Annotated in this window: 20 protein-coding genes; 9 read left to right on the plus strand and 11 right to left on the minus strand. The window is 62.6% G+C overall.

The window, feature by feature from the left end; genetic code table 11:
* Positions 1-4: 4 nt before the first annotated feature.
* The 4 genes from NKH73_RS22965 to NKH73_RS22980 are packed head-to-tail and all read right to left on the minus strand — an operon-like array spanning position 5 to position 2774.
* On the minus strand, positions 5-373 hold the full coding sequence (locus NKH73_RS22965) for a helix-turn-helix domain-containing protein (protein WP_352936541.1): 369 nt from the start codon (positions 371-373) through the stop codon (positions 5-7).
* Positions 374-383: 10 nt separating this feature from the next.
* Entirely contained in the window at positions 384-929 is a 546-nt protein-coding gene (locus NKH73_RS22970) for a Smr/MutS family protein (RefSeq protein WP_352936543.1), read from the minus strand.
* Entirely contained in the window at positions 926-2047 is a 1122-nt protein-coding gene (gene mltA, locus NKH73_RS22975; protein ID WP_352936545.1) for a murein transglycosylase A, read from the minus strand. The genes NKH73_RS22970 and mltA overlap by 4 nt, the downstream gene beginning before the upstream one ends.
* A gap of 22 nt (positions 2048-2069) precedes the next feature.
* A complete protein-coding gene (locus tag NKH73_RS22980) occupies positions 2070-2774 on the minus strand; it encodes a Tim44/TimA family putative adaptor protein (protein ID WP_352936547.1) in 705 nt (234 codons plus the stop codon).
* A 197-nt stretch (positions 2775-2971) separates the two neighbouring features.
* On the opposite strand from NKH73_RS22980, the gene NKH73_RS22985 reads away from it, so the two are divergent.
* The gene (locus NKH73_RS22985; RefSeq protein WP_352936768.1) at positions 2972-3466 is read left to right on the plus strand and encodes an FxsA family protein; all 495 of its coding nucleotides are present in this window, start codon (positions 2972-2974) and stop codon (positions 3464-3466) included.
* A 240-nt stretch (positions 3467-3706) separates the two neighbouring features.
* Positions 3707-4207: a protein-export chaperone SecB gene (secB, locus tag NKH73_RS22990; RefSeq protein WP_352936549.1), complete on the plus strand. Its 501-nt coding sequence runs from the start codon at positions 3707-3709 to the stop codon at positions 4205-4207.
* 265 nt (positions 4208-4472) lie between these two features.
* Here the strand turns inward: secB and NKH73_RS22995 are convergent, their stop codons facing one another.
* The 6 genes from NKH73_RS22995 to NKH73_RS23020 form a co-directional block, all read right to left on the minus strand.
* Complete coding sequence (locus NKH73_RS22995; protein ID WP_352936769.1) at positions 4473-4760, minus strand: GIY-YIG nuclease family protein; 288 nt, start codon at positions 4758-4760, stop codon at positions 4473-4475.
* Positions 4761-4987: 227 nt separating this feature from the next.
* Complete coding sequence (gene dnaQ / locus NKH73_RS23000) at positions 4988-5707, minus strand: DNA polymerase III subunit epsilon (protein WP_352936551.1); 720 nt, start codon at positions 5705-5707, stop codon at positions 4988-4990.
* An 85-nt stretch (positions 5708-5792) separates the two neighbouring features.
* The gene (gene coaE / locus NKH73_RS23005; protein ID WP_352936553.1) at positions 5793-6395 is read right to left on the minus strand and encodes a dephospho-CoA kinase; all 603 of its coding nucleotides are present in this window, start codon (positions 6393-6395) and stop codon (positions 5793-5795) included.
* 5 nt (positions 6396-6400) lie between these two features.
* The gene (locus tag NKH73_RS23010; protein WP_352936554.1) at positions 6401-7243 is read right to left on the minus strand and encodes a shikimate dehydrogenase; all 843 of its coding nucleotides are present in this window, start codon (positions 7241-7243) and stop codon (positions 6401-6403) included.
* Positions 7236-7835 carry a Maf-like protein gene (locus NKH73_RS23015; RefSeq protein WP_352936555.1) on the minus strand — a complete coding sequence of 200 codons (600 nt, stop codon included), beginning with the start codon at positions 7833-7835 and terminating at the stop codon, positions 7236-7238. Before NKH73_RS23015 ends, NKH73_RS23010 begins: the two co-directional genes overlap by 8 nt.
* A gap of 166 nt (positions 7836-8001) precedes the next feature.
* Positions 8002-8823, minus strand: a complete 822-nt coding sequence (locus NKH73_RS23020) for a pyruvate, water dikinase regulatory protein (RefSeq protein ID WP_352936557.1) — start codon at positions 8821-8823, stop codon at positions 8002-8004.
* 401 nt (positions 8824-9224) lie between these two features.
* On the opposite strand from NKH73_RS23020, the gene hemE reads away from it, so the two are divergent.
* From hemE to rho, 3 genes are all read left to right on the plus strand, one after another.
* Positions 9225-10253 (plus strand): uroporphyrinogen decarboxylase, encoded by a 1029-nt coding sequence (hemE, locus tag NKH73_RS23025; protein ID WP_352936559.1) that lies wholly within the window; start codon positions 9225-9227, stop codon positions 10251-10253.
* A complete protein-coding gene (hemJ, locus tag NKH73_RS23030; protein ID WP_352936561.1) occupies positions 10250-10792 on the plus strand; it encodes a protoporphyrinogen oxidase HemJ in 543 nt (180 codons plus the stop codon). The genes hemE and hemJ overlap by 4 nt, the downstream gene beginning before the upstream one ends.
* A 169-nt stretch (positions 10793-10961) precedes the next feature.
* Positions 10962-12227 (plus strand): transcription termination factor Rho, encoded by a 1266-nt coding sequence (gene rho, locus NKH73_RS23035; RefSeq protein WP_027153631.1) that lies wholly within the window; start codon positions 10962-10964, stop codon positions 12225-12227.
* 218 nt (positions 12228-12445) lie between these two features.
* Here the strand turns inward: rho and NKH73_RS23040 are convergent, their stop codons facing one another.
* Positions 12446-14479 carry a thioredoxin domain-containing protein gene (locus NKH73_RS23040; protein ID WP_352936563.1) on the minus strand — a complete coding sequence of 678 codons (2034 nt, stop codon included), beginning with the start codon at positions 14477-14479 and terminating at the stop codon, positions 12446-12448.
* Positions 14480-14543: 64 nt separating this feature from the next.
* On the opposite strand from NKH73_RS23040, the gene mnmE reads away from it, so the two are divergent.
* The 4 genes from mnmE (at position 14544) to NKH73_RS23060 (ending at position 19766) form a co-directional block, all read left to right on the plus strand.
* Complete coding sequence (gene mnmE, locus NKH73_RS23045; RefSeq protein ID WP_352936565.1) at positions 14544-15866, plus strand: tRNA uridine-5-carboxymethylaminomethyl(34) synthesis GTPase MnmE; 1323 nt, start codon at positions 14544-14546, stop codon at positions 15864-15866.
* Between the two features lie 556 nt (positions 15867-16422).
* Complete coding sequence (gene mnmG, locus NKH73_RS23050) at positions 16423-18297, plus strand: tRNA uridine-5-carboxymethylaminomethyl(34) synthesis enzyme MnmG (protein WP_352936567.1); 1875 nt, start codon at positions 16423-16425, stop codon at positions 18295-18297.
* Positions 18294-18929: a 16S rRNA (guanine(527)-N(7))-methyltransferase RsmG gene (rsmG, locus tag NKH73_RS23055; RefSeq protein ID WP_352936568.1), complete on the plus strand. Its 636-nt coding sequence runs from the start codon at positions 18294-18296 to the stop codon at positions 18927-18929. Before mnmG ends, rsmG begins: the two co-directional genes overlap by 4 nt.
* A gap of 36 nt (positions 18930-18965) precedes the next feature.
* Positions 18966-19766, plus strand: coding sequence for a ParA family protein (locus tag NKH73_RS23060; RefSeq protein WP_095484788.1), 801 nt, complete (start codon positions 18966-18968; stop codon positions 19764-19766).
* Positions 19767-19768 lie beyond the last annotated feature (2 nt).

A 19768-nucleotide genomic window follows, 5' to 3' on the forward strand; every position in this document is an offset into this window, starting at 1 on the left:
GCGATCACTTCGGCTGCTTCAAAGCGGCGCGGATCGATGCAGTGATGCGGCGAAGCTCGGCTTCGTCGAGTTTTTCGATGTTCTCGGCCAGAAGATTGGCAAGCTCGGTGGCAGCGGGGTTGAGGCCCGACGTGTCGAGCTTCACCCGCGGGTGCGAGGTCTCGGCCAGCCGCGCGAGTTCCTCCGCATCGTCCCATATGACATTGAAATAGCCGATGATCTTCTGGATCAGCGTCCAGGTCGGCGCGCCGCGGCGGCCATGCTCCAGCGCCGACAGATAGGCGGCACTGACACCGATCGCCTCGGCCATCGCCTTTTGGCTGACGCCGCGTTCACTTCGCAGCGCGCGAAGCTTTTCGCCAAACGGGGTCACAAGTTCGTCCTCATGCGCGCGCCCGTCGCAGGCGGACATAGAGCGCGCCCGAGCCGCCATGGTTGCGGGCGGCATGGTCGTGGCTGGAGACGAGCGGCCTGAATGCTGGGGTCGCCAGCCAGGCCGGCACGGCGCGGCGCAACACACCGTCGCCGCCCGACGAGGAACCCTTGCCGGTGATGACCAGCACGTAGCGGATGCCGCCGGCATGCGCCCGGTGCAGGAAGGAGAACAATAACGAATAGGCTTCGTCCTGGGTCAGGCCGTGCAGGTCGACGCGGCCTTCGATCGGCAACCGCCCCTTCGACAGCTTTTCCAGCGTCGGTTCATCGAGCGCATGCGAAACGTGCTGCGTCTTTGCTTTCGCCACCGCAGCCGGAGCCATGGCCTGGGCACGCGGTGGCGGCTTCGTGTCATCGCCGATTTCAGGGCCGACTTCAGGGTCGATGTCGGGACTGGTGACGGCGGTCCTGCCCTTCAGCGGCTTGGCCGTTCGCGCCACCAGGTTCCACAGGACCCGGTCGTCCTCGCTCAGCCTGTCGATGCGCCGGGTCATCGCCTCGCTCCCGGAACAAGCAGACGCGGCAGCAGCGCATAGAAGTCGGCAGGATTGCGGACGACGCCGGCGATCTCGCCAGCCGCATGTCCCGTTCCGGCGAACAAATCGCCGCGGGCCGGGCCGGTGATGGCCGAGCCGGTGTCCTGCGCGATCATCAAACGCCGGAACGGCTTTCCGTCGAAGGCGTTCAGCGACGGCGCGTCGATGTAGAACGGCGTGCCGAATGTATGCAGCAGACGGTCGACAGCGACGGAGCGGCCCGGCGTCAGCGGCACCTTGGCGGCCGCGATCGGCCCGAGTGTCGGATCGTCGACCCCCATCTCGCTGAGGGAAATCTCGCGGAAAAAAATATAGGAGCGGTTGCGCCACAGGATCTCGTCGATGCGATCCGGATGCGCTTTGAACCAGGCGCGGATCGACTGCATGGTCACCGCTTGCAGCGGGATTTCGCGTAGCTCACTCAGAATCTTGCCGGCGCCGGTAAAGCGCTGGCCGGATTTGGCGGCATAGGTGACGCGGCAAAGCCGGCCGTCGGTCATGGTAAGCCGGGCAGAACCCTGCACATGGATGAAGAAGGCGTCGACCTTGTCGGCGAGCCAGGCGATTTCCAGGCTCCTGTCTGCAAGCGCGCCGCGCTCGATCTCGCCGCGGTCGAAATATTCGACCGGTCCGTCGGGCGTGTCGCGGCCGAAGGCGAGATAAGGGTCCATGCCGGGCGGCCGGTTGGCGTCGCCGATATCGACGAGATCGGCCGGGCGCGACAGCAGCGGCACCGTAAATCGTTCGGTTCGCACCGGTGAAGCGTCGACCACGGGTTCATAGAAGCCGGTTACCAGGCCGGCGCCACCGCTTTCCGCTTCTATGCGTGCCGGAACGAAATGATGCTCGAAGAAAGCGCGGGCTTGCGCTCGGTCGGCTGGCGCAACCGTGCGGGCTGCAGCGTAGGCTCCCGTGAAGGCATCGAAGTCGACGCCGAGCCCCCCGGAACGATAGGGTTTTGTCAGGACATGAAAGGCCGAACGCCTGAAAGCAGCGAACGCTGCCAGATGGTCGTCCCCGTCCCAGCCGGGCAGATCGTCAAAGGATTTTTCGTTGAAAGCCTGAGAAAGCGACACCACAGGCCCCGCCGCCGTCAGTTCAGTCTTCTTCTTCGGTGGCGACGAGCTTCCAGTTCGGATCGCGCGAGCGCGTGTCGCGGGCGAAGGTCCAGACATCCTTGACTTCGGCGACGGTCTCGGGATCACCATCGATGACTGCGCCGGCCTTGTCGCGCGTCGCCGAAATCAGCTCGCTGACGATGCGCAGCGTGATATGCGCCTCGCCGCCCTTCATCTCGGCGGAAACGATGTCGGCCTTGTCGATGCCGACGAAGGAAGACTGGATCTTTTCCGATTTCGCCTCGCGGTCGCCGATGGCCGCGACAAAGCCGTCATAGACCTCGCGTGACAACAGGTTCTTGAGCGTCTTGCGGTCGCCATCGGCATAGGCCATGACGATCATCTCATAGGCCATCTTGGCGCCGTCGACGAAGGTCTTGGGGTCGAATGACGGATCATTGTCCTTGATCGTGCGCAAGCCCTTGTTGAGATCGGTGTCCGGCTTGGCGAAGGCGTCGATCGCCGCATAGGCGTCGACTGGCGGCTCTCCCGGCGCCCGCTTGCGCGGCAGCGAGACCACATTCTCGGATTTCTGGGCTGCGTCCTCGCGCGTTCGGTTCGCCGCATAGGGGTCGAAGGGCGGGCGCTCGCTGCCGGTGCGGCGGCCGAGCACATTGCGCAGCTGGAAAAAGATCACAACCGCCGCAATCAGAAAGAAAATCGTGCCGAAGTCGAAGAATCCCATATCTTCCGCCAATCAATCCCTACTCCGGCCGGACCACCGGCCTAACAATGCCGCGGTCGCATAGCGTTCAACATTCAAAGCATATAGAACGCAAGGTGCAATCATTCAAATCAAAGGCAGGCATACCTATCTAAAAGGTCCAGTGCCAGCGGCGATTGCTCGCCGGCCGGCAAAACATGGAAACGATCGGTCACGATTTGCGTATTTCGCTGCTTCCCCTGTTCATCCTCGCACTTCCGCTGCTGGAGATCGCCGGCTTCGTCGTCGTCGGTCGCCAGGTCGGCGCCCTGGCGACGGTCGGCCTGGTGCTGGCGTCGAGCATCGCCGGCGCGATGTTGCTGCGATATCAGGGTTTCGGCGTCATGGCACGGGTCCGTGCCGAGATGGATGCCGGTCACGATCCAAGCCGTCAGCTCGCGCATGGCGCCATGATCGTTCTGGCGGCGATCCTGCTCATCATTCCCGGCTTCATAACAGACATTTTCGGCATTCTGCTGTTCCTGCCGCCGGTGCGTGACCTTGCCTGGCGCCTGTTGAAAGGCCGCATTGTGCTCGCGACCAATTTCGGCACCGGTGGGTACCGGGCAAAGCCGCGCGACAAGACCATCGATCTTGACGACAGCGACTATTCGCGCGGCGACGATCACGGGCGCGGACCGGATTCTCCATGGCGCCGCCTCAAGGACGACTGAAGCGCGTCGCGTTGAAGCGGATTCAAATCGAAGCGCTTTAAGCCTTCGTTTTTATGCATGTCGTTGTCACAAAACCGCTGCGCACCCTCGGGTCACGCCCGAGGACATGTTTTTGAGCGACATGCACCGGGAGCGGCGAAGCGGAGGGTCGGCAAACCTTGTCTTGTCATGCCGACCATGGTAGCGAACGCCCGATTTCAATCCGGTCAGCTACGCTGCCCAGGCAAAAGGACAAGGCTTATGGCCAGCAAAGACGACGCGCCGACCGGCGCGGCCAATGGCAACGGCAACGCGGCGCAGCCTTCCCTCAACGTGCTCGCCCAATATGTGAAGGATCTTTCCTTCGAAAGCCCCGGCGCGCCGAACTCGCTGCGCGGCCGAGACAAGGCCCCCGGCATTGCCATCAACGTCAATGTCAACGCCAACCCGCTTTCGGACAAGCAGTTCGACGTCAATTTGACGCTGAACGCCAAGGCGTCCTTCGATCAGGAAGTGCTGTTCAACGTCGAGCTGGTCTATGGCGGCGTGTTCGCCATCAGCGGTTTCCCGCAGGAGCATATGCTGCCGCTGCTGTTCATCGAATGCCCACGGCTCTTGTTCCCGTTCGCCAGGCAGATCATCGCCGAGGCGACGCGCAATGGCGGCTTCCCGCCCCTGATGCTCGACCCGATCGATTTCGCGCAAATGTTCCAGCAGAAGCTGGCCGAGGACCAAGCCGCCGGCAAAGTGCAGGCGAGCTGAGGCGGTTGTAGAGCAGACATTAAGGCCCGGCTTCGCGCCGGGCTTTTTTGTTTTGAGACGAGCTCCTCGATCCTGATAGGTTGGAAGGCGATTGGCAGCAACCGTCGCTAGTCCCTCTCAGCGGCCAATTCAGTGGCAAATCGCGAACGAACCACCCCCTCCCTTCGTCATCCTAGGGGCGGAGCAAGGAGCGAAGCGACGCGGCGCAGACCCTGGGATCCATGCCGTTACCTCGCGGCAGTACGCGGCCGACCAGAACCGAGTGCTACCACCCGATTCCACGAAAAAGCTCGAACCACTCCGGATTGGTCTTCTCGATCAGCTCGATCTTCCATTGGCGCGGCCAGCGCTTCAGCGATTTCTCGCGCTGGATGGCGTCACTAATGTCGAAATGCTCCTCGTACCAGACCAGACGCTGCACGAGGTAGCGGCTGGTGAAGCGCGAGCCTTCGCCAGATATGTGCTCCGGCATGCGGCGGCCGAGATCATTGGTGACGCCGATGTAGATCGTGCCGCGCTTCTGGCTTGCGGTCATATAGGCATAGCCGGTCATGATTGAAGGGTAGCTGGCGCCGTTGCGGAGACAAGCGTCGTTCTGAGCCGCTGCATTCTTCGGCAGATGTAACGGCATGGATCCCAGGGTCTGCGCTCCGCTTCGCGTCGCTCCGCCCTGGGATGACGAAGGGAGGGGTGTTTCAGCTAATCTCGAGGGTTTGCGATTTGCCAGGAACTGAACCATCAACGTCCGCACGCCGATCAGCTTCCAACCCTTCAAAATCACTATGCCGCGGAACTTGCTTCCGGGGCGACGCTCAACCAGAGCGCCTTTTCGCCCAGCGTGGCGACCATGCTGGCGTGCGCGGTGCGGTCTGCATCGGTCAGACGAGACGGCAGCGCTATCGGCCGCACGCCGATGCTGATGTCGATATCGTCGACATTTCTCCTGCCGCCGGCCGGCGCCGTGGCACTGTCGAGGATCAGCGCTGCCTGCTTACCGCCGATGAGCTCGATATAGACCTCGGCCAGCAATTCAGAATCGAGCAGCGCGCCGTGCTTGGTGCGACGGGCATTGTCGATGCCGTAACGCCGGCAGAGCGCGTCCAGCGAATTCGGCCCCATCGGATGCTTGCGGCGCGCCAGCGCCAGCGTGTCGACGACAAGCCCGGGGTCAACGACAGGATGGCCCAGCCGCCCAAACTCGACATTGAGGAAGGCGATGTCGAAAGTGGCATTGTGGGCGACCAGCTTGGCGCCGTCGATGAAGGCAAGGAATTCCTCGGCGATGTCGCTGAAGGTGGGCTTGCCCATGAGATCGGCGGCGCTGATGCCATGCACGGCCTGCGCCTCCGCATGAATCGGTCGTCCTTGCGGATTGATGTAGTGGTGAAAGGTGCGGCCGGTCGGGAACCGATTGACCAGCTCGATGCAGCCAAGCTCGATGACGCGGTCATCGCGGAAATCGAGTCCGGTGGTTTCCGTATCGAAGATGATCTCACGCATCGAATCAGTCCGTTGGTTCCGGCGTCATTCTAGCCGAATCACGATGGGAACAAAATGGCAACAGGGAATGTCGGCTGCAAGCCTCTTAATCGGGCCCGGCTGGCTTATCCCCGGCTAGTTCGGCAACGATCGCATTGACCGCCGCGCGTGCCGCATCAAAACCCTGTCCGGTGTCGATGACAAAATCGGCTTGGCTGCGCTTTTCGGCGTCGGGAACCTGCCTTGCCAGGATCGACGCCAGTTTCTCCTCGCTCATGCCCGGCCGCGCCAGCACGCGGGCGCGCTGGATTTCGGGCGAGGCGGTGACGACCACGACCTTGTCGACGCGGTCGCGGCCGCCGGTTTCGAACAAAAGCGGGATATCGAGAACGACAAGCGACGCGCCGGCGGCGCGATTGCCGGCCAGGAAGGCGTCGGCGTCGGCGCGGACCAGCGGGTGGATGATCGCTTCCAGCCGTTTCAGCGCGGCAGCATCGCCGAGCACCCGCTCGGCCAGTTTTGTGCGATCGACCGAACCGGATTTGGTGGTTCCGGGAAAAGCCGCCTCCACCAGCGGGGCCGCCTTGCCGGCGTAGAGGCGATGCACCGCCTCGTCCGAATCGTGGACGGGCACACCCGCCTCGGCAAACATCTTTGCCGTGGTCGACTTGCCCATGCCGATCGATCCGGTGAGACCGAGCACGATCATGCCTTCTACTCCTTGGCACCGAGATCAGCGACGATCATCTGCCGCAATTCGGCAGTGACCTCCGGCCTGATGCCGAACCAGCGCTCGAAGCCTGGCACCGCCTGGTGCAGCAGCATGCCGAGCCCGTCGACGGTCCTCAGGCCCCGCGCTTTGGCTGCGGCCAGCAATGGCGTTTCCAGAGGCACATAAATAATGTCGGTGACGATGGCATGGTCCGGCAGCCTGGCCGGGTCGGCTGACAGGCCTTCATTGCCGTGCATGCCGAGCGCCGACGTGTTGACCAGCAGGCCGGCATCGGCAAGCAGCTCGCCGGTCGCAGCTATGCCGTGGGCCGAGATCCCGGCGCCGAAACGGTCTCGCAGTTCCTCGGCCCGGGCGAGCGTCCGGTTGACGATGCGGATGTCGGCAACGCCGCGCTCGATCAGCGCCTGGATGACCGCGCGGGAGGCGCCGCCGGCGCCGAGCACCACGGCCGGGCCATTGTCTGCCCAGCCGGGCGCATGCTCGTCCAGATTGGCGGCAAAGCCATGGCCGTCGGTGTTGCCGCCCCACAAAGTTCCGCCCTCGAACCACAGCGTGTTGACTGCGCCGATCTCTTCGGCCGCATCGTCGCGGTGCGTTGCCAGCGCGAAGGCGGCCTCCTTGTGCGGGATGGTGACGTTGCCGCCACGGTAGCCATTCGCCTCGAGCGTGTTGACGAATTCGGCAAAATCGCCTGGCGCGACGTCGATAGCCCGGTAGCTGCCGTCGATCCCGTATGTCGCCAGCCAATAGGAGTGGATATTGGGCGACCGGGAATGGGCGACCGGATGGCCGGTGACGAAAGCCTTTTTCGATGCCTCAGCCATCGATGGCTCCGAGGTCACGCAGCTTGGCCAGAACGGGCAGAAGCGGCAGGCCGACAATGGTGAAATAGTCGCCCTCTATTCTTTCGAACAGCTGGATGCCTTCGCCTTCGATCTGGTAGGCGCCGACGCTGGACAGCGCCTTGACGCCGACGCGCGCCAGATGGCGACCGATGAAGGCCGGATCTAGCTTGCGCATGGTCAGGCTGGCAATGCCGACATGCCGCCACAGAACCGCGCCGTCGCGGGCCAGCACCACGGCGCTGTTGAGCTGATGGGTCTTGCCCGACAACGCCAAGAGATGTCGGCGCGCGGCTTCCATGTCGGCCGGCTTGTGGAACACCTCGTCGCCGAGTGACAGCGTCTGGTCGCAGCCGAGCACCAGGGCGCCGGGCTTTCGCTCGCTGACCTCCGTGGCCTTGGCCTCGGCGAGCACCAGGGCGACGTCCTCGGGCGAAATACCGCTGCCCTGCAGGGGCGCCTCAAGCGCGCGCTCATCGACGTCCGCCGGGACCGCCTCGATGGCAACGCCGGCATTGACGAGCATCGCCTTACGGAACGGACTGCCTGAGGCAAGGGTGATTTTCTCGGTCATGGTTTTTCGTCCGGTTTCTGGCACCGACTAGGGTGTTGAGATTCAGGTCAGGCCGAGTCGAAAATGGTGGCTTCCGAGAACCGGAGCGGAGCGTACTTTCGTACGTGAGCACCGGAAGCGCAGGAAGCCGCGATTTGCAGGCCGGCATCACCTGAATATCGACGCCCTAGCGCGTCTTTCCCCGCAGGGCAACGATCGCCGCCGCCGTCTCCTCGATCGAGCGGCGGCTGACGTCGATCATCGGCCAGCCATGTCGGGTGCAGATCTGGCGGGCGTAGGCGAGTTCCTCGGTGATCGCGGCCCGGTCGACATAGTCCGTCGGCTCGTAGGCGCTGGTATTGCCGAGAATGCGGTTCTGGCGGACCTGCGAGATGCGTTCCGCGGTGGCAATCAGCCCGACGATCAGCGGCGTCCTGGCGTTGACCAGGCTTTCCGGCACCGGCACGCCGAGCACGATCGGGATGTTGGCGGTCTTGATGCCGCGATTGGCGAGATAGATGCTGGTCGGCGTCTTCGAGGTGCGCGAAATGCCGACGAGCACAATGTCGGCGTCATCCATATTGGCGGGCAGCTGGCCGTCATCATGCTCCATGGTGAAGTTGAGCGCATCGATGCGGCGAAAATATTCGGCGTCGAGAACATGCTGGGCGCCGACGCGGCGCCCGGCCGGCGTGCCGAGATAGGACTGGAAGACGGTCAGCACCGGTTCCAGCACGGAAACGCAAGGCAGGCCCATAGCCGCGCAGCGTTCGTCGATGCCGCGGGCGAGGTTCTGGTCGACCACCGTATAAAGGATGATGCCCGGTTCCTCCTCGATGTCCTCGAACACTTTCGTCACCTGCTTCTCGGTGCGGATGAGCGGATAGATATGCTCGATGGCGCGCGCATCCTTGTATTGCGCGGAAGCTGCGCGGCCGGCCGCCAGCAGCGTTTCACCGGTGGCATCGGAAATCAGGTGGAGGTGAAAGAAGCTCTGGGGTTTGTTCACAGGGTTCGTTCCAAGCTGTGGGCCGATGTGGATAAGGTCGGTCGGAAGATCGGCCGGTTCGGGGCGACTGTATCAGATGCCGGTTTGTCCACAATTCGATGCGCTGTCGGCTTCGTCGGGCGGTTGGGGACAAATCCGGGGACGGGCTTTTTCGACTCCGCCCTATCCACAGACCGATTTTCTTTGCGCGGGCGGCAAGGCATTGACTCCAGTCGGAAATTTTCAACTGTCCCCAATCCCCTCCTATCCGGCAGAGGAAGCACGCGACAATATGCTGGCTGGTCTTTTTCGGGGCAAAGCGGGACAGGAGACAACCACCGATACCAACAGACTCTTAGAATCATAAGATTCCTAGAAATAGAATATTTAATTATAGAGAAGCCTGGAGAGGCGAGCGCTGGATGCCTGAAAACCGGATCATGCTGGACGTGTTGAAGGGCGAAGCGGTGTTTCCGCCGCCGCTCTGGATGATGCGCCAGGCCGGACGCTATCTGCCGGAATATCGGGAGACGCGCAGGAGGGCCGGGTCGTTCCTCGATCTCTGCTATAGTCCCGATCTTGCGGTAGAGGTGACGCTGCAGCCGATCGAACGCTTCGGCTTCGATGCCTCGATCCTGTTTTCCGATATCCTTGTCGTGCCGCATGCGCTGGGCCGCGACGTGCGCTTCGAGGAAGGGCGCGGGCCGCTGTTGACGCCGATCTTGGCCACCGAGATTGCGGCTCTCGACGGCGAAACGTTTCACGTGAATCTCGAACCGGTCTATGAGACGGTCAGGCGATTACGGGCAAAACTGCCTGACGAGACGACGCTGATTGGCTTCTGCGGCGCGCCGTGGACGGTGGCGACCTATATGATCGCCGGCCATGGCACGCCTGACCAGGCGCCGGCGCGGCTGTTCGCCTATCGCGAGCCGGCGGCTTTCTTGCAGCTGCTGAAATTGCTTGCCGACCACTCGGCCGCCTACCTGATCCGCCAGATCGAGGCCGGCGCCGATGTGGTGCAGATATTTGACTCCTGGTCGGGCGTGCTCGACGACGTTTCTTTCGAGGCCTTTTGCGTCAGGCCGGTGGCCGAGATCGTCAGGCAGGTCCGGGCCGTCCATCCCGACGTTCCGATCATCGGCTTTCCCAAGGGCGCCGGCACCCATTACTTGAGCTATCGCCAGAAGACCGGCGTGACGGGGCTGGGGCTCGACTGGACCGTGCCGTTGACGACAGCCAAGGAACTGCAGCACGGCGGCGCCGTGCAGGGCAATCTCGATCCGTTGCGGCTGGTGGCCGGCGGCAAGGCTCTAGCCGACGGCATCGACGCAATTCTGAAAGCACTGGGTAATGGGCCGCTGATCTTCAATCTCGGCCATGGCATCACGCCGGAGACGCCGATCGCCCATGTCGAGGCGATGCTGAAATTGGTGCGGAGCGCATCATGACGATGATGGGAAAAGGCACTGTGGAAGGTGGCACTGGCGCAATGCGCCGCGCGGCATCTGCAATTGCCATTTTCCTCGTTTTGGCTGGGCTGCTGTTCTTGTTTGGGCCTGACGATTTTTATCCCTGGGCAAAGGCGATCCACGTCATCGCAGTCATTTCCTGGATGGCGGGCATGCTCTATCTGCCGCGGCTGCTGGTCTACCATGCCGATGCCGAGAAAGGCTCGATCCAGTCGGAAACCTTCAAGGTGATGGAGCGCCGGCTGCTGCGCGGCATCATCAATCCGGCCATGGTCATCACTTGGGCGTTTGGCCTGTGGCTTGCCTGGAAAGGCTTCGGTTTTCAGGGCGGCTGGCTGCATGCCAAGATCGCCGCGGTGCTCGGCCTCTCAGCCGTTCATGGCTATCTGGCCGGCGCGGTTCGTAGATTTGCCGAGGACCGCAACGAAAAGCCCGCGAAGCACTGGCGGATCGTCAACGAGATCCCCACATTGCTGATGATCGTCATCGTCGTGCTGGTTATCGTAAAGCCTTTCTGAGGCCTCGACGACCTGCAAAAGGCGGCTTGCTCTTTCAATCGGCCGACGATAAAAGACGGGTCTTCCTTCCCGTCATGCGCCGCCCCATTCATCGCTTCGGCCGCGCCCGGCATTTGTCGCATCCCGCCGATATTTTCCCCATACTTACTCACTCAGAGTCCGTCTAATGATGCAAGAAATGAAACTCACAGAGTTCAAGAACAAGAAACCGCCAGAGCTGATCGCTTACGCCGAATCGCTCGAGGTCGAGAACGCCAGCGTCATGCGCAAGCAGGAGCTGATGTTCGCCATCCTGAAGAGGCTGGCGACGCAGGATATCGAGATCATCGGTGACGGCGTGGTCGAAGTGCTGCAGGACGGTTTTGGCTTCCTGCGCTCTGCCAACGCCAATTACCTGCCGGGTCCGGACGACATCTATATTTCGCCGTCGCAGATCCGCCGCTTCTCGCTGAAGACAGGCGATACGGTCGAAGGCCCGATCCGCAGCCCGAAGGAGGGCGAGCGCTATTTCGCCCTGCTCAAGGTCAATACGATCAATTTCGACGACCCGGAAAAGATCCGTCACAAGATCCATTTCGACAATCTGACGCCGCTTTACCCGACCTCGCGGCTGAAGATGGAAATGGACGTTCCGACCTCGAAGGACATCTCGGCCCGCGTCATCGACCTGGTGGCGCCGCTCGGCAAAGGCCAGCGCGCCCTGATCGTGGCGCAGCCGCGCACCGGCAAGACAGTGCTGTTGCAGAACATCGCCCATTCGATCACCACCAACCATCCCGAATGCTACCTGATCGTGCTCTTGATCGACGAGCGGCCGGAAGAAGTCACCGACATGCAGCGCTCGGTGAAGGGCGAGGTAGTCTCCTCGACCTTCGACGAGCCGGCGGTGCGCCACGTCCAGGTCGCCGAAATGGTGATCGAGAAGGCCAAGCGCCTGGTCGAGCACGGGCGTGACGTCGTCATCCTGCTGGACTCGATCACCCGCCTCGGCCGCGCCTACAACACCGTGGTCCCGTCATCCGGCAAGGTGCTGACCGGCGGTGTCGACGCCAATGCCCTGCAGCGGCCGAAGCGCTTCTTCGGCGCCGCCCGCAACATCGAGGAAGGCGGTTCGCTGACCATCATCGCCACCGCGCTGATCGACACCGGCAGCCGCATGGACGAAGTCATCTTCGAAGAGTTCAAGGGCACCGGCAACTCGGAAATCGTGCTCGACCGCAAAGTGGCGGACAAGCGCATCTACCCGGCCATGGACATCCTCAAGTCCGGCACCCGCAAGGAAGACCTGCTGGTCGCCCGCCAGGACCTGCAGAAGATCTTCGTGCTGCGCCGCATCCTGGCGCCGATGGGAACCACCGACGCGATCGAGTTCCTCATCGACAAGCTGAAGCAGACCAAGACGAATGCGGATTTCTTCGATTCGATGAATACGTAAGAGGTAGGGCGCGGCGATCCTTCGCGCCCCCTCTGTCCTGCCGGACATCTCCCCACAAGGAAGATTGGCCGTCATGACTGATTTCGCCAACCATCAACTTTGCAAAAGGGACGCTGTCGGCGAAGCTGCCGATCTCCCCCCCAAAGTGGGGGAGATGTCCGGCAGGACAGAGGGGGGCGCCGTCCCTCCAGCGTTCCCGGTTCTGAGCACCTTTGCGCCTACTGACGATGTAACAGGCGCTCGAGTTCCTCAGCGCTCGTCACCACCGGCAGGCAGACCTGCCCCGTGCACAGCCACGCGCCCGCTTCGGTCGTTGGCGGCAGGACGCCGCCTGGCAGCACCGGCAGGTTCCCAGCCGCGCCGACCGGCACGATAGTGTCGATCCGGCGCGGGTCGGGATTTCGATTCGCAACCGGAACGAGCCCGGGATTCTCCGGGTCATCCACCAGCACCAGTTTCAACGGCTCGATTGCAAGGGCACAGGCGTTGACGACGCCGGCTTGGCCATAGGCCTGATGCGCCGCGCGGCCTGCAGCGTGTTCGGCAATCTTCCAGGTCTTTTCCTGCGATTCGAGATCGCCTGAAAGCGATGACAATCGAACCATGGCCTCGATGATCTGGCCGGTGGCCGACGGAATTGCTTCGTCGACATCGCCCCTGATACGGATCGGCACGTCGGCGCTGTCCGAAGCGGTCAGATAGTAGCCGGTGTCGTCATCGTCGCGATGCCATTGGTCGAGCTGCGCGATGAATTGGCCGGCCAGCTCGGCATAGCTCGATGTGCCGGTAGCCTCGAACAATGAGATCGCGGCGTTGGCCATGGCGGCGTAATCGCTCGACAGCGCAGGGAACAGCTTCTTTGCGCCGAGCATCGAATGCGGCAAACGGCCGTCTCGAGCAGCGCTGGCAATGGCGGCGAAAGCCTGTTCTGCCGCCTCGATCCAGTCGATCCGTTTCAGCGCGCGCCCGGCTTCGGCGAGAGCCGCGATGACCAAGCCGTTCCAGTCGGTCAGGATTTTTCCGTCCCGCCCGGGTCTGACGCGCTGCTCCCTGGCTGCCAACAGTTTCTCTTTCAACGGAGTGAGCCGATCGCGATCGGCCACGCTTTGCGTTTGCTGGGGTTGCGTCTGGTGGATGATTGGCTTGCCCTCCCAGCCATGCGGGCTGGAAAGCGTGAAGTATTTGAAAAACAAGGGCGAGTCATCACCGAGAGCGGTTTCTATCTCATCCTTGCTCCAGGTGTAGAACAACCCCTCCTCGCCTTCGCTGTCGGCGTCGAGGCTGGCGGCGAAAGCGCTGCCGTCGACGCGCATCTCGCGCAGGAGCCAGTCGACCGTCTCTTCGATTCGTATCCGGAACAATTCATTGCCCGATGCCGCATAGGCCCAATTGCATAGCCGGATGAGCTGCGCATTGTCATAGAGCATCTTTTCGAAATGCGGCACCAGCCATTCGGCATCGGTCGAGTAGCGGCTCAATCCGCCGCCGATATGGTCGTAGATCCCGCCCGCCAGCATCTTTTCGAGGCTGAGCAGCACGGCGTCGCGGTGAGACGTTGTGCCGTCGCGCAGCCACGACAGCCAAAGCGTCTGCATGAAAGGCGCGTTGGGGAATTTGGGCGCGCCGCGCAGGCCGCCGAGACCCCTGTCGATCATGCCGTAGATGCCTCGGGCAAGGTTCGCGAGCGTGTCGCGGTCTAGCACTGCCTTGGCATGCGTACCCGCCAGCCGCGCCTCGACATGCGTGGTCAGTCCGTCGGCGCTTTGGTTAACGCTTTCTTTCTTCTCACGCCACGCCTTGTCGACTGCCTCCAGCACCTGGACGAAGCCCGGCCGGCCGTAGCGTGTCTCACGCGGAAAATAGGTGCCGCCCCAGAAAGGCTTTCCGTCCGGCGTCAGGAACATGGTCAGCGGCCATCCGCCCTGCTCGCCCATCGAGGACAGTGCGGCCATATAGATCTGGTCGATATCAGGCCGCTCCTCGCGATCGACCTTGATATTGACGAAGAGACGGTTCATGACGGCGGCGACGTCGTCGTTCTCGAAGCTTTCGTGGGCCATGACATGGCACCAGTGGCAGGCAGCGTAGCCGACCGAGAGCAGGATTGGCCGCTCCAGCGCCTTTGCTTCGGCGAGCGACGCCGGCGACCATGCCCGCCAATGCACCGGGTTGCCGCTATGCTGCTGCAGATAGGGGCTGGCCTCTTCGGCAAGTAGATTTTGCGCGGGCAGATTTTGCGCGGGTAATGTCACGGTCGGGCACTCGGCGAATTGTCGATGAATAAGCGAAGCTAGGGCGGTTGTGCTGGGTCGGCAAATGATTTCAGGTGATTCCATCGTTGCCCTGTCGAGCGGCCGCCTGCCCGCCGGCGTTGCCGTGATCCGGATCTCCGGCCCGCAAAGTCGATTCGTGGTCGAAACGATCGCAGGTTCGATGGTTAAGGACCGCGTTGCGGCCTATCGCAAGTTCAGGGCGCCGGACGGATCGGTGCTCGACAGCGGCCTAGTCGTCTTCTTTGCCGGGCCTAGCAGCTTTACCGGTGAGGATATCGCGGAATTCCATGTCCATGGCGGCCGGGCCGTCGTGGCGAAGATGCTTGAGACGATCGCCGGCTTCGACGACGTCAGGCATGCCGAGCCGGGTGAATTCACCCGCCGCGCCTTCCTTAACGGCAAGGTGGATCTGGTCGAGACCGAGGCGCTAGCCGATCTCGTCAACGCCGAGACGGAGGCGCAGCGACGCTTTGCCGTGCTGAACGCTGAAGGCGTGCAGAGCGAGCTCTATCTCGGCTGGCGCCGTCGGCTCATCCATGCTCGGGCGATGATCGAGGCCGAGATCGATTTTGCCGACGAAGACGATGTGCCGGGTTCCGTTGGAGAGACGGTGTGGTCGGACGTCCGGGCGATGATCGACCAGATCGAGCGTCATACTCAAGGGTTCCGTGCCGCCGAAATCATCCGAGACGGGTTCGAGGTCGTCATCCTCGGCGCCCCGAATGCCGGCAAGTCAAGCCTGTTCAACGCGCTGGCCCGGCGCGACGCAGCGATCGTCACGGAGGAGCCGGGTACGACCCGCGATCTGCTCGAGGTGGTGCTGGATCTGGAAGGAATGCGCGTCAGAGTAACTGACACTGCCGGCTTGCGCGAGACGCCCGGCAGGATCGAGGCCATTGGCATCGAAAGGGCGAGGAATAAGGCTGGAACCGCCGATCTGTTGCTCGTGCTGGAGGATATGGTGGACCCGGCCCCGATCGGCGCAATACCGACCGACGTTCCGATGTTAAGGATCGGGACGAAGGTCGATTTGATGCAAGATGAATCGCTTGCAACCCACTACGACGCGGTAATTTCGACCAGGGACGGTACTGGGCTGGCGGAGCTGCTGGCGGAGATCGGGCATCGTGCCGCGGCGCAGATCGGCCAGGCCGGCGATATCTTGCCGTCGCGGCTGCGGCACGTCGAGCTCCTCAACGAGACGAAACGCTTCCTGCTTGCGGCAACGGGAGGGGATGAGCGCGGGCAGGAGCTGCGGGCCGAGGAACTGCGGCTGGCAGCAGATCGGCTTGGCCGGATCGTCGGCGCCGTCGATGTCGAGGACATGCTGGACGTTATTTTCTCGCAGTTCTGTATCGGGAAATGACTCACGTGAAACATTGGGCGGGAAGGCGTGAAAATGCTGAGGAGGCAGGCGTCTTGGTGATTCACGTGAAACGCTGAGCGTTGACGGGCAGGAAGAGACCCGGCCTCGTCCGCCAGTTTCTCACGTCTGTGATTAGCGTAGGCCCCCATCGCTTCGTCATCCTAAGGCGGAGCGAACGCGAAGCGGGAGCATAGACCCTAGGATCCATGCCGTAATGCCAGCCGAAGCATGCGGCGGCTTGGAATGGTGCTTGCGTTCGTAACGCCGGCGCCGGCCGCTCTGTTCTAGCCTGACGGAGCACTGCCGTAGGGTACGGCATGGATCCTAGGGTCTTCGCGACGTCGCTTCGCTCCTGCTCCGCCCTAGGATGACGAAGGGAAGGGATGACTCTCGACGCTTTGCGATAATCCGCGATGAACTTTGGTCGCCGCTCGTCAAGCAACGGTGCCCAATGCATCAGTTGCACTGTTTCACGTGAAACGATTCCTCGAGCCGTGCTTGACAGCGCAGGCTCTCGGCGACATGTGTCGGTCGACTTGAATTCGGGATTCTGTAAATGAGCGATCACTATGATGTGGTTGTAGTTGGCGGCGGCCATGCTGGTTGCGAGGCGGCCAGCGCTGCTGCGCGCGCCGGAGCCAAGACGGCGCTGGTGACGCTGCGCTTCGAGACGATCGGTGTCATGTCGTGCAATCCGGCGATCGGCGGGCTCGGCAAGGGCCATCTGGTTCGTGAGATCGATGCGATGGACGGGCTGATGGCGCGCGTCGCCGATGCGGCCGGTATCCAGTTTCGTTTGCTCAACCGCCGCAAGGGACCGGCAGTGCGTGGGCCGCGCACGCAAGCGGATCGGAAGCTGTACCGGCTCGCCATGCAGGCGGCGATTGGCGAGCAGGCCGGCCTCGATGTGGTCGAGGGCGAGGTCCTGGATTTCGAAGTCGACAACGGGCGCATCGCCGCCGTGCTGCTGGCGGATGGGCGCCGGCTTGCCTGCGGCGCCGTGGTGCTGACCACCGGCACTTTCCTGCGCGGGCTGATCCATATCGGCGAGAAGAAGATCGTCGCCGGCCGCATGAACGAGCAGGCCAGCCTCGGCCTGTCGGCGACGATGAGCCGCGCCGGCTTCAAGCTGGGACGGCTCAAGACCGGCACGCCGCCGCGGCTGGATGGGCGGACGATCGGTTGGGCGTCGCTTGAGAGCCAGGCTGCGGATGACGAGCCGGTGCCGTTCTCATTGATGACCGACCGCATCGCCAACCCGCAGATCCATTGCGGCATCACGCGCACGACGCCGGCGACGCATGAGCTGATCCGCGCCAATCTGAGCCGCTCCGCCATGTATTCCGGCTCGATCGAAGGGGTGGGGCCGCGTTACTGCCCGTCCATCGAGGACAAGATCGTCAAATTTGGCGACCGCGAAGGCCACCAGATCTTTTTGGAGCCGGAAGGGCTGGACGACGATACCGTTTATCCGAACGGCATTTCGACCTCGCTGCCGGAGGACGTGCAGCTCGATATCCTGAAGACCATCCCGGGCCTAGATCGCGCCACCATGCTGCAGCCTGGCTATGCCATCGAATATGACCACGTAGATCCGCGCGAGCTCAAGCCGACGCTGGAAACCAAGCGAATCGCTGGTCTTTTCCTGGCCGGACAGATCAACGGCACCACCGGCTACGAAGAGGCCGGCGCGCAGGGACTGCTCGCCGGCCTCAACGCCGCGCGGCAGGCATCGGTAAGCGATCAGATCGTGCTCAGCCGCACCGAGGCCTATATCGGGGTGATGGTCGACGATTTGACCAGCCGCGGCATCGCCGAACCCTACCGCATGTTCACTTCTCGGGCCGAGTTCCGGCTGTCGCTGCGGGCCGACAATGCCGATGAACGGCTGACGCCGCTGGCCATGAAGCTCGGCATCGCTTCACAGCAGCGGGCGCAACGGTTCAACGACGTCGTGCAGGACCTTGAAAAGGCGCGCAAGCTTGCGCTTGGCACGACCATGACTCCCAACGAGGCGGCGGGCCATGGGTTGGAGATCAACAGAGACGGTGTGCGCCGCTCCGCCTATGAGTTGCTGGCCTATCCCGGTGTGGATGTGGCCTGGTTGGCCCGGGTAGCACCGGAGTTTGCGGCAATCGACGCCAAAACGGCCGAACGCCTCGAAACGGAGGCGAAATATTCTGTCTATCTCGACCGCCAGCAAGCAGACGTTACGCAGATCAGGCATGAGGAAAGCCGGCTGATTCCGGATTCGCTCGATTTTGCCACGGTTCCGGGCCTGTCCAACGAGCTGAAGCAGAAGATGCTGGCACGCCAGCCGCGTTCCATCGCCGATGCACAGCGCATGGAAGGCATGACCCCGGCGGCGCTGGCGATCATTGTCGCGCATGTCCGCAACGCCGAAGCTGCTGCGCGAAGGAATGTTGCGTGAGCGCTGCCTCCTGGGCGAGTCTGCAAGAAGCTGCCGGTCCGGTTTCACGTGAAACATTCGAACGCCTGGTCGAGTTCGAGACCGTCTTTCAGAAATGGAACCGCCGGATAAACCTCGCGGCGCAATCGACGCAGGACGATGTCTGGCGCCGCCACATCCTCGACAGCGCGCAGCTTGCGCGAATTAAACCGGAGGCGAAGCGCTGGGTCGATCTCGGCTCGGGCGGCGGTTTTCCTGGTCTTGTTCTTGCCTTTCTGCTTGCCGAGCGTGATGGCGCCAGCATCGATCTGGTTGAAAGCAACCGGAAAAAAGCATCGTTCCTGCAAGCGGTCGTCGGGCAGTTCAATCTGCCGGCGAGAGTCATCGCGCGGCGCATCGACGATGCCTATCCGCTTGTTTCGACACCTCAAATCGTCACCGCCAGGGCGCTTGCATCACTTTCGACCCTGCTCGACCTGTCGGCGCCGTGGCTGACGGCGGGCGCGTGCGGCCTGTTCCACAAAGGCCGGGATTACCGCGCCGAAGTGGCAGAAAGCGCTCAACGATGGTCATTCGATCTGGTAGAACATGCCAGCGCGACCGACGCTCATGGTGTCATCCTCGAACTGTCTGATTTGCGCCAACTGACTTAGATCGGCGACCTCGGAATGAATTTCTGGCATAGACCCATGATGAAGAATGGCCCCCGAATCATTACCGTAGCCAACCAGAAGGGCGGCGTCGGCAAGACGACGACGGCCATCAATCTGGCCACGGCGCTGGCGGCGATCGGCGAAAAGGTGCTGATCGTCGACCTCGATCCGCAAGGCAATGCCTCGACAGGCCTTGGCATCGACCGCAAGGACCGTACCGTCTCGTCCTATGACGTGCTGACCGGCGAGCTGGATCTGGAGGCGGCGGCGATCCCGACTGCGGTGCCGGGCTTGTCGATCGTGCCCTCGACGCTCGATTTGCTCGGCATCGAAATGGAGATCGCTTCCGCACCCGACCGGGTGCTCAAGCTGCGCAATGCGCTACGTGCCGCGAGCGAGCGCGGTGCGCCTTTCGGCTATGTGCTGATAGACTGCCCGCCGTCGCTCAATCTTTTGACTTTGAATTCAATGGCGGCGGCCGATTCTGTTCTTGTTCCGCTGCAGTGTGAATTCTTCGCGCTTGAAGGCCTCAGTCAGCTGCTGGAGACGGTCGAGCAGGTGCGCCGCTCGATCAATCCCGATCTGATCATCCAGGGCATCGTGCTGACCATGTACGACGGTCGCAACAACCTCGCCAACCAAGTGGTGCAGGATGTGCGGGCGCATATGGGCGACAAAGTCTATGAAACCGTCATCCCGCGCAATGTGCGTGTCTCCGAAGCGCCATCCTATGGCAAGCCGGCGATCCTCTACGACCTCAAATGCTCGGGCAGTCAGGCCTATCTGCAGCTTGCTTCCGAGGTGATCCGCCGCGAGCGCAAATTGCGCGCCGCCTAGAG

Source organism: Mesorhizobium sp. M0938, from assembly GCF_040319125.1.
Taxonomy (GTDB): domain Bacteria; phylum Pseudomonadota; class Alphaproteobacteria; order Rhizobiales; family Rhizobiaceae; genus Mesorhizobium; species Mesorhizobium robiniae.

What these genes read in the sequence shown, in the direction of transcription:
- NKH73_RS22970 (WP_352936543.1), bottom strand. Translation starts at nt 929, where the DNA reads ATGACCCGGCGCATCGACAGGCTGAGCGAGGACGACCGGGTCCTGTGG.
- NKH73_RS22980 (WP_352936547.1), bottom strand. Translation starts at nt 2,774, where the DNA reads ATGGGATTCTTCGACTTCGGCACGATTTTCTTTCTGATTGCGGCGGTT.
- secB (WP_352936549.1), top strand. Translation starts at nt 3,707, where the DNA reads ATGGCCAGCAAAGACGACGCGCCGACCGGCGCGGCCAATGGCAACGGC.
- NKH73_RS22995 (WP_352936769.1), bottom strand. Translation starts at nt 4,760, where the DNA reads ATGACCGGCTATGCCTATATGACCGCAAGCCAGAAGCGCGGCACGATC.
- dnaQ (WP_352936551.1), bottom strand. Translation starts at nt 5,707, where the DNA reads ATGCGTGAGATCATCTTCGATACGGAAACCACCGGACTCGATTTCCGC.
- coaE (WP_352936553.1), bottom strand. Translation starts at nt 6,395, where the DNA reads ATGATCGTGCTCGGTCTCACCGGATCGATCGGCATGGGCAAGTCGACC.
- NKH73_RS23010 (WP_352936554.1), bottom strand. Translation starts at nt 7,243, where the DNA reads ATGGCTGAGGCATCGAAAAAGGCTTTCGTCACCGGCCATCCGGTCGCC.
- NKH73_RS23015 (WP_352936555.1), bottom strand. Translation starts at nt 7,835, where the DNA reads ATGACCGAGAAAATCACCCTTGCCTCAGGCAGTCCGTTCCGTAAGGCG.
- hemE (WP_352936559.1), top strand. Translation starts at nt 9,225, where the DNA reads ATGCCTGAAAACCGGATCATGCTGGACGTGTTGAAGGGCGAAGCGGTG.
- hemJ (WP_352936561.1), top strand. Translation starts at nt 10,250, where the DNA reads ATGACGATGATGGGAAAAGGCACTGTGGAAGGTGGCACTGGCGCAATG.
- rho (WP_027153631.1), top strand. Translation starts at nt 10,962, where the DNA reads ATGCAAGAAATGAAACTCACAGAGTTCAAGAACAAGAAACCGCCAGAG.
- mnmE (WP_352936565.1), top strand. Translation starts at nt 14,544, where the DNA reads ATGATTTCAGGTGATTCCATCGTTGCCCTGTCGAGCGGCCGCCTGCCC.
- mnmG (WP_352936567.1), top strand. Translation starts at nt 16,423, where the DNA reads ATGAGCGATCACTATGATGTGGTTGTAGTTGGCGGCGGCCATGCTGGT.
- NKH73_RS23060 (WP_095484788.1), top strand. Translation starts at nt 18,966, where the DNA reads ATGATGAAGAATGGCCCCCGAATCATTACCGTAGCCAACCAGAAGGGC.